This is a genomic window from Collinsella sp. SGI.241 (assembly GCF_050312955.1).
Lineage (GTDB): Bacteria > Actinomycetota > Coriobacteriia > Coriobacteriales > Coriobacteriaceae > Collinsella.
This window is the reverse complement of the sequence record NZ_JBNPKM010000008.1, coordinates 1-14,568: the sequence shown is the minus strand read 5'-3', so window position 1 is coordinate 14,568 and position 14,568 is coordinate 1. Positions and strand designations below refer to the sequence as shown.

At 59.5% G+C, this 14,568-nt stretch carries 16 protein-coding genes; 7 read left to right on the top strand and 9 right to left on the bottom strand.

Features of this window, described 5'->3' with window-relative positions:
• Positions 1–40 precede the first annotated feature (40 nt).
• On the top strand, positions 41–1,327 hold the full coding sequence (locus ACQQ92_RS04995) for an ABC transporter permease subunit (protein WP_427795943.1): 1,287 nt from the start codon (positions 41–43) through the stop codon (positions 1,325–1,327).
• 12 nt (positions 1,328–1,339) lie between these two features.
• The gene (locus ACQQ92_RS04990; RefSeq protein ID WP_022094423.1) at positions 1,340–2,092 is read left to right on the top strand and encodes an amino acid ABC transporter ATP-binding protein; all 753 of its coding nucleotides are present in this window, start codon (positions 1,340–1,342) and stop codon (positions 2,090–2,092) included.
• Positions 2,093–2,208: 116 nt separating this feature from the next.
• Here ACQQ92_RS04990 and ACQQ92_RS04985 read toward each other — a convergent pair whose 3' ends face one another.
• On the bottom strand, positions 2,209–2,346 hold the full coding sequence (locus ACQQ92_RS04985; protein ID WP_427795942.1) for a flavodoxin domain-containing protein: 138 nt from the start codon (positions 2,344–2,346) through the stop codon (positions 2,209–2,211).
• A 46-nt stretch (positions 2,347–2,392) separates the two neighbouring features.
• Complete coding sequence (locus ACQQ92_RS04980) at positions 2,393–2,605, bottom strand: DUF3793 family protein (protein ID WP_427795968.1); 213 nt, start codon at positions 2,603–2,605, stop codon at positions 2,393–2,395.
• Here ACQQ92_RS04980 and ACQQ92_RS04975 point away from each other — a divergent pair, their 5' ends adjacent.
• Entirely contained in the window at positions 2,606–2,989 is a 384-nt protein-coding gene (locus ACQQ92_RS04975) for a heavy-metal-associated domain-containing protein (RefSeq protein ID WP_427795941.1), read from the top strand.
• A 20-nt stretch (positions 2,990–3,009) separates the two neighbouring features.
• Here ACQQ92_RS04975 and ACQQ92_RS04970 read toward each other — a convergent pair whose 3' ends face one another.
• Positions 3,010–3,435 (bottom strand): hypothetical protein, encoded by a 426-nt coding sequence (locus ACQQ92_RS04970; protein WP_427727796.1) that lies wholly within the window; start codon positions 3,433–3,435, stop codon positions 3,010–3,012.
• Positions 3,428–4,999: a DNA repair protein gene (locus tag ACQQ92_RS04965; protein ID WP_427794848.1), complete on the bottom strand. Its 1,572-nt coding sequence runs from the start codon at positions 4,997–4,999 to the stop codon at positions 3,428–3,430. The genes ACQQ92_RS04970 and ACQQ92_RS04965 overlap by 8 nt, the downstream gene beginning before the upstream one ends.
• Before the next feature lie 235 nt (positions 5,000–5,234).
• Between ACQQ92_RS04965 and ACQQ92_RS04960 the strand changes: the two genes are divergently transcribed.
• On the top strand, positions 5,235–5,738 hold the full coding sequence (locus ACQQ92_RS04960) for an iron-containing alcohol dehydrogenase (RefSeq protein WP_427718555.1): 504 nt from the start codon (positions 5,235–5,237) through the stop codon (positions 5,736–5,738).
• Positions 5,739–5,937: 199 nt separating this feature from the next.
• Positions 5,938–7,632 (top strand): glucose-6-phosphate isomerase, encoded by a 1,695-nt coding sequence (pgi, locus tag ACQQ92_RS04955; protein ID WP_427727819.1) that lies wholly within the window; start codon positions 5,938–5,940, stop codon positions 7,630–7,632.
• A 141-nt stretch (positions 7,633–7,773) separates the two neighbouring features.
• Here pgi and ACQQ92_RS04950 read toward each other — a convergent pair whose 3' ends face one another.
• From ACQQ92_RS04950 to ACQQ92_RS04940, 3 genes are all read right to left on the bottom strand, one after another.
• Positions 7,774–9,078: a VirD4-like conjugal transfer protein, CD1115 family gene (locus ACQQ92_RS04950; protein WP_427794849.1), complete on the bottom strand. Its 1,305-nt coding sequence runs from the start codon at positions 9,076–9,078 to the stop codon at positions 7,774–7,776.
• Complete coding sequence (locus tag ACQQ92_RS04945; protein ID WP_427718549.1) at positions 9,071–9,688, bottom strand: ATP-dependent Clp protease proteolytic subunit; 618 nt, start codon at positions 9,686–9,688, stop codon at positions 9,071–9,073. The genes ACQQ92_RS04950 and ACQQ92_RS04945 overlap by 8 nt, the downstream gene beginning before the upstream one ends.
• A 63-nt stretch (positions 9,689–9,751) precedes the next feature.
• The gene (locus tag ACQQ92_RS04940) at positions 9,752–10,798 is read right to left on the bottom strand and encodes a hypothetical protein (protein ID WP_427795940.1); all 1,047 of its coding nucleotides are present in this window, start codon (positions 10,796–10,798) and stop codon (positions 9,752–9,754) included.
• A 333-nt stretch (positions 10,799–11,131) separates the two neighbouring features.
• Between ACQQ92_RS04940 and ACQQ92_RS04935 the strand changes: the two genes are divergently transcribed.
• The gene (locus ACQQ92_RS04935) at positions 11,132–11,974 is read left to right on the top strand and encodes a Cof-type HAD-IIB family hydrolase (RefSeq protein WP_427795939.1); all 843 of its coding nucleotides are present in this window, start codon (positions 11,132–11,134) and stop codon (positions 11,972–11,974) included.
• A 64-nt stretch (positions 11,975–12,038) separates the two neighbouring features.
• Positions 12,039–12,698 carry an HAD family hydrolase gene (locus ACQQ92_RS04930; protein ID WP_427794852.1) on the top strand — a complete coding sequence of 220 codons (660 nt, stop codon included), beginning with the start codon at positions 12,039–12,041 and terminating at the stop codon, positions 12,696–12,698.
• 60 nt (positions 12,699–12,758) lie between these two features.
• On the opposite strand, the gene ACQQ92_RS04925 is transcribed toward ACQQ92_RS04930, so the two are convergent.
• Positions 12,759–13,541, bottom strand: coding sequence for a TatD family hydrolase (locus ACQQ92_RS04925; protein WP_427795938.1), 783 nt, complete (start codon positions 13,539–13,541; stop codon positions 12,759–12,761).
• 14 nt (positions 13,542–13,555) lie between these two features.
• Positions 13,556–14,353, bottom strand: coding sequence for a tRNA threonylcarbamoyladenosine dehydratase (locus ACQQ92_RS04920; protein ID WP_427795937.1), 798 nt, complete (start codon positions 14,351–14,353; stop codon positions 13,556–13,558).
• Between the last annotated feature and the right edge of the window lie 215 nt (positions 14,354–14,568).

Genomic DNA, 14,568 nt, shown 5'->3' with positions numbered 1-14,568 from the left:
TTCTTCACTACCCGCCTTGCTCCAAAAGCTAGCCTGTGTCATGGCCGTGGCGCTCGCGCTGGTGTGTGTGGGGGCATCTGCGCCCTCGACTGCCCAAGCGCTTGAGACCGCAAAGATTACCGCCCGACCCAACACCGGTTCGGGCAGCGATGTGGTCGGCGGCACCGAGACACGCATTACCTGGGAAGTTCAGGCCGATGCCGACGAGGAGCTGAGCGGTCTTTCGCTGACGTTTGTCGACGGCACGACGTTTGGTACCGATGACACGCGATTGACGATGCTCTCGGGCGAGGACCTCATGGATCGCACACCCATGAAGCCCACGTGCACGGCTGATGGCCAGACGCTCAAGATCGACTTTGGCGAGACGGCGCCTGCCGGCGGCTTTTTCCGTGTCGAGGTATACGGCGTGACCTTCCCCGTCGAAGGCGGCGACGAGGCCTTTGGCGGCACCTATACGCTCGCCGACGGTTCGACCAAGAAGATTTCCAAGATTCCTTCCGTCGAGATTAAGGGCGTGACGGCCTTCGATAACTTCCAGGCCGATCTTAAGGAACAGCCGTGGGTCGAGGCTTGGAATTCCAATATGTTCCTGCGCCTGTTCTTGAACCCGGTCATTTTGGTCCAGAGCCTGCCGGTCGTATTTAAGGGCTTCCTTATGTCGCTCTCGATCGTGCTTGTGGCGTTTCCGCTGGCAATCCCCTTTGGCTTTGCCTTGTCGCTCATGCGCATCTCCAAGTCGCGCATCCTGCGCTGTCTTGCCGGCATTTACGTGAATATCATCCGTGGTACGCCGGCGTTCCTGCAGATCTATATCGCGTTCTTTGGCCTGCCACTTGCCGGCGTCAAGGTGGACGACTACGTCTTGGGCGTTATCGTCATGGCCATGAACTCGTCTGCGTACCTGTGCGAGATCTTCCGTGCCGGTATTCAGTCGATCCCCAAGGGCCAAAACGAGGCTGCCCGCTCGCTGGGCATGAATGCCTTCCAGACGTTGCTCTACGTTATGATTCCGCAGACGTTCCGCAATGTCCTGCCTACGCTGACCAGCGAGTTTATCCTGCTTTACAAGGATACGTCACTGCTCGCCGCCGTGGGCGTGGTCGAGATCGTCATGAATGCCCGCACCATCGTGGCGACGACGGGCTCCATCACGCCGTATGTGGTTGCCGCTCTGTTCTATCTGGTCATTACCCTGCCGCTTGCGCGCTTGGTGAGCGGTCTTGAGGCGAGGCTTCTGGGGACGGCCGAAACCAAAAAGAAGCGTCCCACCAAGAGCGCCGGACAGGTTGTCGCGACACCCGCCGATCATATTGCAGGCCTGTAAGGAGGTTCTATTATGAGCGAAACCAATAACTCGAACGAGGTCGTCGTCAGCATCAAGAATCTCCAGAAGGCCTTTGGCGATAACGTGGTCCTGCGCGACATCGATCTGGATGTGCACAAGGGTGAGGTCGTCGTGGTCCTGGGCCCCTCGGGCTCGGGTAAGTCGACGATGCTTCGCTGCATTAACCGTCTTGAGGAGCCCACGAGCGGCTCGATTGTCGTCGAGGGCGTGGATGTGTGCGCCAAGGGCGTCGACCTCAATAAGGTGCGTACGCACTTGGGTATGGTGTTTCAGCAGTTCAATCTGTTTCCGCACCTGTCGGTCAAAAAGAACGTCATGCTTGCGCAACAAAAGGTGCTCAAGCGCAGCAAGGAAGAGGCCGAGAAGATTGCCGTCGAGGAGCTGACCAAGGTCGGTCTGGCCGAGCGCATCGATTTTATGCCGAGCCAGCTTTCGGGCGGTCAACAGCAGCGCGTGGCCATCGCCCGCGCCCTGTCGATGAATCCGCACGTGATGCTCTTTGACGAGGCTACGTCGGCGCTTGACCCCGAGCTTGTCCGCGACGTCCTTGGCGTCATGCGCGATCTTGCACGTGACGGCATGACGATGATCGTGGTGACGCACGAGATGGGCTTTGCCCGCGACGTCGCCGACCGCGTCGTCTTTATGGACGGTGGCGTTATCGTGGAGGAGGGCACGCCGAGCGAGGTCTTCGACCATCCCAAGAGCGAGCGCACCAAGGCGTTTTTGGGCAATATCTCGTAGCTGCTTTATGTGGCTGACATAGCAGAAAACGGGGCTGGATTTGGATCCAGCCCCGTTTTTGTTGGGATGCGAATGTGTTTTGGTGCAGAGCTGCGTATGGGCGGAGCTTATCGCCGTTAGGCGAGCTCGGCTCCAAGGGCGCGACAGGCGGCCTCTGCCTCGGCGCCGGCTGACGCCGCGCCCTCGGCAACGAGGTCTGCCATGGCTTCGGTGTTGCCCGTGACGCTCCAGTAGACGACTGCGATCTTGCTCATATGTTTTCCTTTCGGTTGTGCGGCGTGCGGCCGCGGTTTGTATGTTCTATCGGGTTGCCTGGGCAAGTTTTGCGAGGCTGTGGCCATGCTGGTAGATGTAGGTAAGGTATTGCGTGCATGTGCGATAGGAATCGAAGGTCGTGAGCGCCTGCTCAACGTTTGTGTATACCTTCCATGTGCCAAAGACCTTGTAGTTCTCGCCGCGCTGGACGATAAACTCGTGCACGTCGTCGTAGGGATATCCAAGGAAATAACCAATATGGACGATTTGCTCAACCCTGCAAACATCATTGTGCTTGCCGTAATTGCCGCCGGCTTATTTTTTGGATTCCGGCGTATTGTCGCATCGACGCATGGCACATGCTGTTGCGGCGATGGGGCGGGCAGAAAGAAGATCAAGAGGGTCGCGGTCGCGGACACCGATGTGTCTCACTATCCCTATAGCGATGAACTGCTTATTGGCGGTATGAGCTGCCGCGGCTGCGCGCAAAATGTGACGAACGCCCTCAACGCTCTCGATGGCATTTGGGCCACGGTGACGTATACAGACCACACGGCGTGCATCCGTTCTAAAAACCCGATCGATCGTGAGGTGCTTGAGGCTGCCGTGAGGGATGCGGGCTATTACGTCATAAAGCCGTAGGGCCGGGCGTGCGCTTGCGCCTAGGCTCGGCCGCGCAGCTCGATGTCTTGGATATCGTCGAAGCCGATGGCGATGTCTCGGAGTTTGAGCAGCTTGAACGCGGGGAGCACTTCGTCGAGAATGCCGGTGCGGCTGCGATAGCCGTATGTATCGTAATAAGTAACGCGCACTAAGTCGCCGCGTTTGAGGCCCTCGAGCTTTTTTGAAAGCTCGAGGGCTTTTTCTTCCGTGAGTTCGCATTTGGGCTCAACAGAGATCTCTTGTTTGCGCACGAGCTCATAGTATCCCGTGAGGGCGGCAAAGGGCATAAACTGCGCGGCGCGGTTGGCGCGAACGGCACCGTTGGCGGTGAGCCTGGGGTCGGCGGCGCGACGTCTTCCCTCGGGGTCCGCCAGGCGTTCAAAAGGCGTCGGTGGCCGCATCGGCTGTTGTTGGGCCTTAGGCACGGTGTCCTCCTACCTGATCGTTGCGTTCGCGTGCGGTGGCGCCGGCGGTAAAGCTTAATCCCTTGACCAGGGCATTCTTGCCGTACTTGCCCTTCACGGCCAGAACGGCGCGGGCCAGGTCACGCTCGCGTTCATCGGCCTTAACATCGCTAAACAGATCGATGGTGGCAAATTCCTCGGGCATGAGGTTGCCAAAGCCCAAATTGATGCGCTTGACCGGTCGTTTGGGATCGACGGTCTGCGCCCAGAGCTCATCGAAATGGCCCATGATCTTCTTAAACGAATTGGTGCGCTCGGGCAGCTTGCGCGAAGCGTTAGAGTGCGCAAAGAGCGCGGCATAGCCGCCACGCGGTTTGCCGCCATGCTCTCCCACAAAGATGCCGTCGATTGCCTGTGCTTCGCGCACCAGACGGCGTCGTTCGTCATCGCGCTGGACGGGCTTGGGTGCACGGGGTGCGAGCTCGGGGCCGGCGGTTGCGGCGGGTTCGATGCTCGACGTGCTCGAACGCAAATGCCCGCATCCGTCTACATATTGCGCTGTGCCGCTGGCGTCGAGGCGGCGTATGTCGGCGCGCTCGCTCGCGTAGCCCACAAAGAGCGAGATGCTGTCGCAGACTACATGCTTATCGACCAAGTCCAGTACGGCGGCATCGACCATCTCGCGCAAGATGGTGTAGGCCTGCTCGTAGGCATAACCCTTCGAGAGCACTTGTCCTGTGGTGGTTGAAGTTGCCTGCGGGCGATAGGCCTGAATATCGGCGATAGTTGTCGGCTCGCGCCCAAAGGCGTGGTCGATGAGATACTCGGCATTGACGCCGAGTTCGTCGTAAAGCAGGTTTTCGTCGAGCGCGGCAACGCCCATCAGATCGTATACCCCGTACTTTTCGAGGCGGGCTGCCACGCCGGGGCCGATGCCCCAGATATCGGTGATGGGGCGATGGGGCCAGATCTCCTTGCGAAAGGTCTCGTCGTCGAGTATACCGATGCGGCTGGGTACGTGCTTAGCGGTAATGTCGAGCGCCACCTTGGCCTGGAATAGGTTGGGGCCGATGCCGACTGTCGCCGTGATGCCGGTGCGCGCGAGGACCTCATCGCGCAGCATGCAGGCAAAGCTTTTGGCATTGGTATGGTAGAGCTCTAGATAGGGTGTCACGTCGATAAAGCACTCGTCAATTGAGTAGACGTGAACGTCTTGCGGACTGACGTATTCCAGGTAGATACCGTAGATCTGCGCCGACACCTCCATGTAGTGCTGCATGCGCGGTACGGCCTTGATGTAGTCGATGCCGTCGGGAATCTCAAACAGGCGGCAGCGGTTGTGTATCCCGAGGTCCTTCATGGCCTGGGTAATGGCGAGGCAGATGGTCGTACGCCCGCGTGATTCGTCGGCAACGACCAGGTGGGTGGTGAGCGGATCGAGCCCGCGGTCGACGCACTCGACGCTGGCATAAAACGTCTTGAGGTCGATGCAGATATAGGTGTGACGCCCGTCCCCCACGCGTCCTCCCATCAAACACATGTTCTTATCGAATGCATGTTCGATAATACCCGCTCGTCCGGACATCGTCAAAACCTGCCAAAAAGGGACAGGTTTATTTTGGTAGGTAAAACGCTTGACCGACCAAAACAAACCTGTCCCTTTTTGGCAGGTATGGTCGGGCGGTTGCATCGGGTTTTAACGCAGCGCTAAAGAGCGCGAAACAGCCCGGAAAACCTCGCTTCGTAGCATGAGCCTAACGATCGATACCACCATAAAGCACGGAAGGGTTGTGGGGATAATGGTCAACTATGGGTTTGGTATGCCGACGCGCCTTGTTGCGGATGGAGACGTGGCTCGCTGGTGTGGACGATTGGTCGCTCACTACGGCGGCACCAAGGCGCTGGTGGTGCTGGGTGGCGACAAACATACGCGCGATGAGCTTGTCTCGGCGGCGCTCGGCTCGCTTGACCGAGCTCTGCTCGAGCGCGTGCTTTTTCGTTGCGGCTCGGTTGAGGGCGACGGGGGAGACGAGCTGATCGACGAAGCTGTGGCCCTGGCGACCGACGAAGGCGTGGACTTTGTCCTGGCGATTGGCGATGCCGATACTGCTGGCTTTGCGCGCGAACTCGCGCGTCGCATGGCGGCGCTCGATGCCGGCGAAGACGGTTTTGTCCCTTATGGATGTATTGTCTCGGAGGGCAAAGTGCCTGCCGTCGTGGGGGCCGGCGAGGTTCCCGTTTTTGCCATTATCGCTCCCGAACTGCTTGAGGGCATTGGGTCTCCTCTGCGCGAGCTGCTCGGCAGCGTGTGCGCCGCGGCCTAGTGTCTGCCATAAAGAGATGGGCTATTTTTGGTAGGTAAAGCGTTTGACCTGCCAAAATAAACCTGTCCCTTTTTGGTCGGTCGCCGTTTGGGGGCGGATTGGCAACGCTGGCTGATTACGGTCTTGACCTGCGCTAGAATAGGGGCATCTGATTATCCGGGCGCATGGAGGTTTGCGCCCGTATGTTGAGGAGGACTTTATGGCAACTGTTGCCGCACCTATCGACGCTACGTCGACCGCCGCTTGGAAGGCGCTCGAGGCTCATCAGGAGAAGCTCGAGGCCGAAGGTATCGACCTCAAGGCCTGGTTCGCTGCCGATGCAGAGCGCGTGAACAAGCTGAGCTTTGACGCCGGTGACCTGCACTTCGACCTGTCCAAGAACCTGGTGACCGATGAGACCGTCAAGCTGCTGTGCGATCTTGCCCGCGAGGTGAAGCTCGAGGAGCGCCGCGACGCCATGTTCTCCGGCGAGCACATCAACACCACCGAGGACCGTGCCGTCCTGCACACCGCGCTGCGCCGCCCGGCAACCGAGAAGGGCCAGCTCATCGTCGACGGCCAGGACGTCGTCGCCGACGTGCACGAGGTCCTCGACCGCATGTACGCCTTTGCCGAGCGCGTGCGCTCCGGTGAGTGGAAGGGCGTTACCGGCAAGAAGATCGAGCATCTGGTGTCCATCGGCATCGGCGGCTCCGACCTGGGCCCGGTCATGGCTTACGAGGCTCTGCGCCCCTATGCCGACGCCGGTATCGACTGCCGCTATATCTCCAACATCGACCCCAACGATCAGGCCGAGAAGCTCAAGGGCCTGGATCCCGAGACCACGCTCGTGATTATCGTCTCCAAGACCTTCACCACGCTCGAGACCCTCACCAACGCTCGCGAGGTCAAGACCTGGATGCTCGAGCAGCTCAAGGCTCAGGGTGCCATCGACGGCTCCGAGGAGCAGAACGCCGAGGCCGTGGCAAAGCACTTCGTCGCCGTTTCCACCGCACTCGACAAGGTTGAGGCCTTCGGTATCGACCCCGCCAACGCCTTCGGCTTCTGGAACTGGGTCGGCGGCCGCTACTCCGTCGACTCCGCCGTGGGCCTGTCGCTGATCGTCGTGCTCGGTCCCGAGCGCTTCCAGCAGTTCCTCGAGGGTTTCCACGCCATCGACGAGTACTTCTGCAATACCCCGCTCGAGAACAACGCCGTCGCGCTGATGGGCCTGCTCAACGTCTGGTACGTCAACTTCTTCGGTTCCAAGAGCCACGCCGTGCTGCCGTACTGCCAGTACCTGCACCGCTTCCCGGCCTATCTGCAGCAGCTCACCATGGAGTCCAACGGCAAGCACGTCCGCTGGGACGGCAGCGCCGTGACCTCCGACACCGGTGAGATCTTCTGGGGCGAGCCCGGCACCAACGGTCAGCACGCCTTCTACCAGCTGCTGCACCAGGGCACCGTGGTGGTCCCGGCCGATTTCATCGCCTTCGCCAACACTGCCAACCCCGCAACCGACAGCGGCCAGGATGTTCACGAGCTGTTCCTGGGCAACTTCCTGGCCCAGACCAAGGCACTCGCCTTTGGTAAGACGGCCGATGAGGTGCGCGCCGAGGGCACGCCCGAGCAGATCGTCCCGGCCCGCTGCTTTGAGGGCAACCGTCCGACGACCTCGATCTTCGGCGACACGCTGACCCCGTTCGCACTCGGCGAGCTCATCGCCCTGTACGAGCACATCACGTTTGTCGAGGGCACGGTCTGGGGCATCGACTCCTACGACCAGTGGGGCGTCGAGCTGGGCAAGCAGCTTGCCAAGCAGATTACCCCGGCCTTCCACGACGACGCCGCCAAGGCCGAGCAGGACGCTTCGACCCAGGCGCTCATCGAGTTCTATCGCGCGCATCGTAAGTAGTCGCTGCTGTTAACGCATCGCGCCTTATAGTCAGGGGCCCGTATCCTATCGGATGCGGGCCCCTTTGCTTTGCCGTAGTCCCGGGGCGCACGGCCTTTGTGGAACATCGCCGGGGCGCCGCGCGCCGCGAGAACCCTGCGCCTAGATCTCGGCCTCCGCATGGTCTCGCTGCTCCTCGGGCAGCTCCCCGTAGAGCGGATGGTCTTCGAGCCTAAAGCGCTCGACCTGTTCGGGAGTGTGGCCGCGCACAAAGAGCCACGAGCGATCGATCGGCGTCGCCATGAGCGTGCTGGGCAGCGCGTCGGCGCGTTCGGAAAACACCCGGGCACTCTCGGGATCCTGGAACGCCAGCACCAGATGCGTGTCGCAGTTGCCCATGATGGAGCGTGCGCGTGCCTCGCCATAGAGCGCATCGAGCTGGTTGGTCGACTGCAGCAGCAGCGTTGCCCAGATGTTGCGGCTTCGGATAATCGAGAGCACGTTGTCGATCTGGGGGATCTGCAGATTTGCGAAGTCATCGAGCATAAAGCGCACGGGCACGGGCAGGCTGCCGTCGGGCTGCCTATCGGCCTCACGAATGAGGCCCATAAACGCCTGCGAAATAAAGAGGCCGGTCAGCGGATCGAGATTGCGGTCAATATCGCTCACGGTTACAAATAGGGCGCAGGGGGTGTGTCCCATGGAAGCGAAGTCCACCTGATGGCACTCACGATAGAGCTGTGCCGCACCGTCGAATCCCAGACACATGACCTTTTCGGCAAGGATGCCGACGATGCTCGCGTGCATGCGCTCGGCATTTTGCGTAATGGCGTAGCGCCGCCATAGCGAGAGGGCATAGCTTTGGGGGTCGATCGTGATCAGGTCGTCAAACAATCGACCCGTGGCACCGTCCTGCAGGTGCTCGATCAGCTTGATGACCGAGCTGATCGTCTGCTCGTCGGCGGGTAGCTGTTCGGTGACGTAGGCGATAAGACACGACAGCAGGTTTGCCGCCGCATGATCCCAAAAAGGCTGGTTGTTGTCCTCGATGGGGCAGATGGCCTTTGCCACCGAGAGGATGTCCTGCTGGTTGGGCCTGCCGTCCGCCTTGCGGCGAATGTGCCTCAGGGGGTTGTAGCCGCAGCGCTCGATGCCGGGCGCAAGGGCCGGGACGGTGTTGAGGTCGGCGAAGTTGAGACATTGCACGCGGTAGCCGTGGGCTGCCAGCACGGGTCCCACTTCGCGACAGAGCGTGCCTTTGGTGTCGAGCACGATGTAGCTTGCGTTCATTTGCAGCAGGTTGGGCTTGAGGACGTTTCGGGTCTTGCCGGCTCCCGAGGGGCCGATCACAAGTGCGTTGTTGTTGAGTCCCGTTTGGCGGGTGTCGCAGGAAAGCATTCGATCCTTGGCGAGGATGGTGGACGATGCGGACTCAGATGCGGCGAGGCGGCTGGTGAGGTTAGACATGGGCGACCTCCTTGGTGGTCGAGAGGATTTCGTGGGCAAAGCCGAGCTCGACGGCGCGCTCGGCCGAAAGGTAGGTGTCTTTTGCGGTGAGGGACTGGATGCGCTTGGGCGTGAGGCCGCTGCGGTCCGAGAGGATTTGCGTGAGGGTCTTGCGGGTCTGCATGAGACGCCGGCTGGTTTCCTGCAGCGCAAGTGCCGAGCCGCCTGCCCCCTGGGGGATCAGCGGGTCGTGAATCATGAGCTCTGCATGGGGCGCCATACGGCGATCGTCGCCGCCCATAAAGATCACGGCGCCCATGGACGCGGCGAATTCCAGGCAGACGGTGCGGATGGGGCACGATGCGAGGCGCATGGCGTCATAGATCGCAAGACCCGATCGCACGCTTCCGCCGGCGCTGGCGACAAATATGGTGATGGGGCGGCTGGGGTCGGCGGCATCGAGCAGGCGGATCTGCTGGCATAGGTCGTGGGCCATCGGGGTTTCGATGTTTCCCATGACGGAGAGCTCGCGACGGGCGAGCATCTCATCGTAAATGCTGGTGAGCGTGATACCTCGGGCGGATTCACGCATGGTGAGGGGGCTGATGATGGGGGAATGATTGGTGTCCATGAGGACTCCTTTCTGTTGGTTGTGTTGTGGAATAGGATTGTTGCCCGCGGAGGGGCTGGCGGGCTACAGGGTTCGTCCGAGCCTGAGATCGAGCTCGGTTGTGGGGCAGGCTGCCTGTTCGTACGGCTCGCAAGCGCCAAGGGCTCCAAAGCGATGGAGCGTTGCGACGGGCGTGGTGTAGGCGAGCCGCAGCCGATGCTCGACAGGGGCACATCCGTCATTTTTGTAATGATCCGCGTAGTACTGCACGATGCTGGCGTTCATCTCGCTGCCATTGCGATGGCGCTCAAACTGGCGTCTGCAGGTCTCGATGATCTTTGCTACCGACTTGGGTGCCGTCGCGGGAACAAGGGCGAGATAGCCCTCAAATAGCTCGTTGATGCTCAGGAGGCACAGCAGGTCGATCAGCGTCCTTATGGCTGCTCCCTCGGCGGAAAAGTGCGCGGTCATGCGGTTATATCGGTTGCGGTCGACGATGGCCGCATGGGGTCTTGGAGTTTTCTGCCCCGTGGTCCCGGGCTTTTGCCGCGCCTGTGTATTGAGCTCGACGTTGCAGCGCTTGAGGCCGTCCAACGGAAGGAACAGTGCGGTGCGCAGGGTGTTCCGCTTGCTTTCGAGTTCATGACGCTCGTCGGGTTCCCATTCGAGCTTGAGTTTCGTGTCGAGCGCCGTAAGCATATGGGCTAGGCAGCCTACGGCAAGAACGTACGAATCGTTGCCGCGTTTTGGGGCATAGGGGTCTGTCAGCTTGCGAATGTCGGGGTCGCCCATGATCTTTGTGCAGCGCTTCAGCAGTTGAGGGTGGTCGGCCAAGATCGTCGCGAGCGGTAGCGACGCGTAGTTCTTGATGGTCGCGGCGGCAAAGGCGGCGTCATATTCGTTTGCATATGCTCGCTCAATGCGGGCATCCAGAATGCTTTTCTTATCGCCGTCTTCAGCGTGGTGGTTTGTCATAGCTTCTCCAATCGGTTGATGTTCGTGCTGTTTGTTGATGTGTTGGTTGTCGTGAGTGATGTGCTTGCCGTGGGTGATGTGCTGACGTTGGGGTGCTATGCGGTTTTCAATGAGCCCGTGAGACAGTTGCTGCAGGGGCGGGATGGAACGGCCCATGCAAGGCGGAAGGCATCGTGCTCAAAATCGAGACAGCAATGCCCTAGGTGCCTCACATGTGGCAGTTACCTCATTAAGTTGTCATTACGTTTGGGGTTGTACTTTGCCGATCTTCCTTCTCTTACACGCTAAAACTCAAACTTCATATGCTCGATCTACTTAAAACCGCAACGGCGGTCTTTTATCAACTTATATGTCGGAACGCGTCTTTGCAAGTACTTTTTTGCCTTTGTTTCAAATGGGGTGGTTTTGCAACCGTCATACGTGCGCTGTGCGAACGTGCCCCGGCTCGGATAAGATAGTGCGCGATAAAAACGATGCAAGGAGGCTTATATGGCAATCAAAGCCATCGCAATGGATATCGACGGTACGCTCACCAACGACCAAAAGGTCATCAGCCCGCGTACGCGCGAGAAGCTGCTCGCGGCGCAGGAGTCGGGCATTAAGCTCATTTTGGCTTCGGGCCGTCCCGCATGGGGGCTGCACGCCTTGGCGCAGGAGCTCGACCTTCAAAACCATGACGGTCTGCTGGTGGCCTTTAATGGCGCTCACGTCGTCGATGCCCAGACCGACGAGGTGCTGTTCGATCAGGCTATGCCTACCGATGAATTGCATCGCCTGATTGATCATCTGCGCAATTTCGACGTGATCCCTATGATTTCGCTCGGTCGCGATCTGCATGTCGAGGATTCGTACCGCTGCATGATTACGCTGCCGGATGGCTCGCAGAAGAATATCGTCAAATACGAGCGCGACGCGTGCGATCTTAAGATTCGCGAGGTGGAGAGCCTGCATGAGGTCGTGGACACTTATCCCGTGGACAAGCTGCTCACTGCGGGCGACCCGGCCTATCTGCAAGCGCATCACGAGGAGATGTACGCGCCCTTTACTCAGACGCTTTCGGGTATGTTTACGGCCGACTGGTACTTTGAGTTTACGGCGCCCGGTATCGACAAGGCCCGCGCGCTCGAGGGTGCCCTGCCCAAGCTCGGCATCGATGCCAGCGAGGTCGTCTCTTTTGGCGACGGCCAGAACGACAAGTCCATGATTGAGTGGGCCGGCACCGGTGTTGCCATGGGCAACGCGGTTGACGAGGTTAAGGCCGTGGCCCAGATGGTGACTGCCAATAACAACGAAGACGGCATTGCGGTGGCGCTGGATAAGCTGCTGGGTTAGAATCGCCGATTAATGCATGGTTCGGGCGCCTGCTTACAGGCGCCCTTTTGTTAGGGAGGGTGCCGTGTCCGCATTTCCGTTCGACGCCGTTATCTTTGACATGGACGGCGTCATTGTCGATACCGAGTATTACTACCTGGGCGAGACCGCTGCGTTTGCCAAGGAGCTTGGGCTTAACCTGACTCAAGAGGAGTTGAACGGGCAGGTCGGTACCTCGCATCAGTTCTTCCTGCATATGCTGGTCGATTGGTTTGAGCGCGCCGGTAAGGGGCATTTATCTGGCGAGGAAGCGTTGGCCCGTTGGGACGAGTGGGCGCATAAGCGTCCGCGCGACTATCAGGCTTTGATTAACCCAGGCGCCGTGGATACGATTCGAGAGCTGCCGCGCCGCGGCGTTCGCGTGGCGCTTGCCAGCTCGTCTCCCATGGATAGCATCGAGGAAGTGCTCAATGCGTGCGGGCTGTCGGATGCCTTTGAGTATGTGGTGAGCGGCGAGCAGTTTAAGGAGAGCAAGCCCGAGCCCGACATCTACCTGCATGCGCTGGACCTGCTGGGACTTCCCGCGAATCGCTGCTGCTGCGTTGAGGATTCGGTGCCTGGTATCACTGCCGGCAAGCGAGCCGGCCTGACGGTCATTGCCAAGCGCGAGGAGCGCTTCGGTTTTAGCCAGGATGCCGCGGACAAGATTATCGACCAACTGCCGGAGCTGCTGGAGCTTGCGTAGGACTTGGACGGCACGTCTACCGTCATAATGGTATCGTTGTCGTCTTTTTGCCCACAGGGGTTAGCAAAGGTCAAAAACAGAGTGCGCATTTGCTAAAACTGCCGACTCAATGTGCTTTGCGCTGCAATTTTTGAGCGAGGCGATGCGCATCGAGGTCCTTGTGAGCGATTTGATGAGCGACTGCGTGCTTGTTTCTGTGTTTGCCTCTGCTGGCGCATCGGTCTCGAGCAGTAAGCGGTCGAGCGGAATCTGTCGTGCGTATTCGCGTCCTCGTTTAGACGCGAGCATGCGTTCGTTGACGGAAAAATAACAGCCCACATTACGTGCGCGGACGAGTTCGTCCGAAGTACCGCTAAACCAGTGGAAGATGATAGCGGGGGAGTCGGGGTTTGGGATGAGTAGACCATGCGATTCGAGGACGTCCAGTACGGCTCCTGCCGAACGAACGGCGTGAATTGATATTACGCGCCCGGCAAGAGGACACTGCACGAGCGCATCGCTGAGCCGGTCAAGTGCCTGTATTTGCAGCGGTTCGCTTCCGGCAAAGCGTGCGGAAAAGTCGAGCCCCACCTCGCCGATGTATCGCTCTTGGGCAGCAACTTTGCAAAGCAGATTGACTTCGGCAAGACCGCAGCGGCCGTCGGCGAGCCACCAGGGATGGAGGCCGACGCCCGCGATAATGTTTGGGTAACGGCTGGCCCGCTTTTTTGCTGCCGCGAAGTCGCGTGGGTCGACCCCGCAATCAAAGACCCCCAGCCCTATAGCCGCAGTTTCGTCGGCAACAGCATTCGGGTAAGCCATCAAATCAAGATGGCAGTGTGCATCAATTAACCGGGGCTCCATCTCGGCGCGCTCCGCTAGTCCAGGCGCTGGCCATCGGCGCGCACGCGCTCGGTGCCGCGCCCACTGATCTGGCGGATAACCTCGCCGGCAATCATCTGACCCATGATGGGCGGCATAAAGCTGGCGGTTCCCAGCTCGGTACGCTCGTGGATGTTGGAAGGGTCGCGGGGCTGTGTCTTAACCGATTCCTCGCAGCTAAACAATACATGCAGGCTCTTGATTCCGCGCTTCTTACATTCTTTGCGCATAATGCGGCTCATGGGGTCACGTACCGTATCGAAGATGTCGGCAAAGCGGAGGCACTCGGGATGGAGCTTGTTGGCCCCGCCCATGGAGCTAACCAAACGAATGTCGTGGTCCTGAGCATATTTGGCAATGGTGAGTTTGGCCGAGATGGTGTCGATGGCGTCGACGACGTAGTCGAGCTTGCCGCCCGTCTGCTCAAAAACGCTCGCAAAGAACTCGTCGATGTTGTCGCTCAACAGGTATTCGGTACGCTTGATGACGGTAGCGGCGGGATTGATATCGCGAATCATGGCTTCCATCACGTCCACCTTGCGCTTGCCGACGGTGCTGTGAAAGGCGATGGCCTGGCGATTGATATTGCTGGGCGCGATGATATCCTTGTCCAGAATGACGAAATGACCGATGCCGCCGCGGGCGAGTGCCTCGCAGCAATTGGAGCCCACACCTCCGCAGCCGAGCACCAGCACCGTAGCATCGGCGAGCTTATCGAGTGCCTCGCGGCCCATGATAACCTCGAGCTTGGTGTCGCGTGTCTCGATGGGAGTTGCGGCTGTGGTTTCGGTCATAGATTTCCTCCGATGGGGAGTCGGTCGTGTTTTAGCTATCGCCATTATAGGTATTATTGCGATTCCATTTGAGCCCTTGGAGCTTGTTGAAATGGGATCGGGATTCGCATAAGATTGAAGCAGATGGCACCCGTTGCCGCGGGTTGGCCAACTCCCAAACACGTTTGTAGCGTGAGAAGTGGCCGTCTTCGCATTACGCGGGGGCGGCTATTTTT

Excerpts from the sequence above, each read along its gene's own strand:
- ACQQ92_RS04995 (WP_427795943.1), top strand. The coding sequence starts at position 41 with ATGGCCGTGGCGCTCGCGCTGGTGTGTGTGGGGGCATCTGCGCCCTCG.
- ACQQ92_RS04990 (WP_022094423.1), top strand. The coding sequence starts at position 1,340 with ATGAGCGAAACCAATAACTCGAACGAGGTCGTCGTCAGCATCAAGAAT.
- ACQQ92_RS04985 (WP_427795942.1), bottom strand. The coding sequence starts at position 2,346 with ATGAGCAAGATCGCAGTCGTCTACTGGAGCGTCACGGGCAACACCGAA.
- ACQQ92_RS04975 (WP_427795941.1), top strand. The coding sequence starts at position 2,606 with ATGGACGATTTGCTCAACCCTGCAAACATCATTGTGCTTGCCGTAATT.
- ACQQ92_RS04965 (WP_427794848.1), bottom strand. The coding sequence starts at position 4,999 with ATGTCCGGACGAGCGGGTATTATCGAACATGCATTCGATAAGAACATG.
- ACQQ92_RS04960 (WP_427718555.1), top strand. The coding sequence starts at position 5,235 with ATGCCGACGCGCCTTGTTGCGGATGGAGACGTGGCTCGCTGGTGTGGA.
- pgi (WP_427727819.1), top strand. The coding sequence starts at position 5,938 with ATGGCAACTGTTGCCGCACCTATCGACGCTACGTCGACCGCCGCTTGG.
- ACQQ92_RS04950 (WP_427794849.1), bottom strand. The coding sequence starts at position 9,078 with ATGTCTAACCTCACCAGCCGCCTCGCCGCATCTGAGTCCGCATCGTCC.
- ACQQ92_RS04945 (WP_427718549.1), bottom strand. The coding sequence starts at position 9,688 with ATGGACACCAATCATTCCCCCATCATCAGCCCCCTCACCATGCGTGAA.
- ACQQ92_RS04940 (WP_427795940.1), bottom strand. The coding sequence starts at position 10,798 with ATGGGCCGTTCCATCCCGCCCCTGCAGCAACTGTCTCACGGGCTCATT.
- ACQQ92_RS04935 (WP_427795939.1), top strand. The coding sequence starts at position 11,132 with ATGGCAATCAAAGCCATCGCAATGGATATCGACGGTACGCTCACCAAC.
- ACQQ92_RS04925 (WP_427795938.1), bottom strand. The coding sequence starts at position 13,541 with ATGGAGCCCCGGTTAATTGATGCACACTGCCATCTTGATTTGATGGCT.
- ACQQ92_RS04920 (WP_427795937.1), bottom strand. The coding sequence starts at position 14,353 with ATGACCGAAACCACAGCCGCAACTCCCATCGAGACACGCGACACCAAG.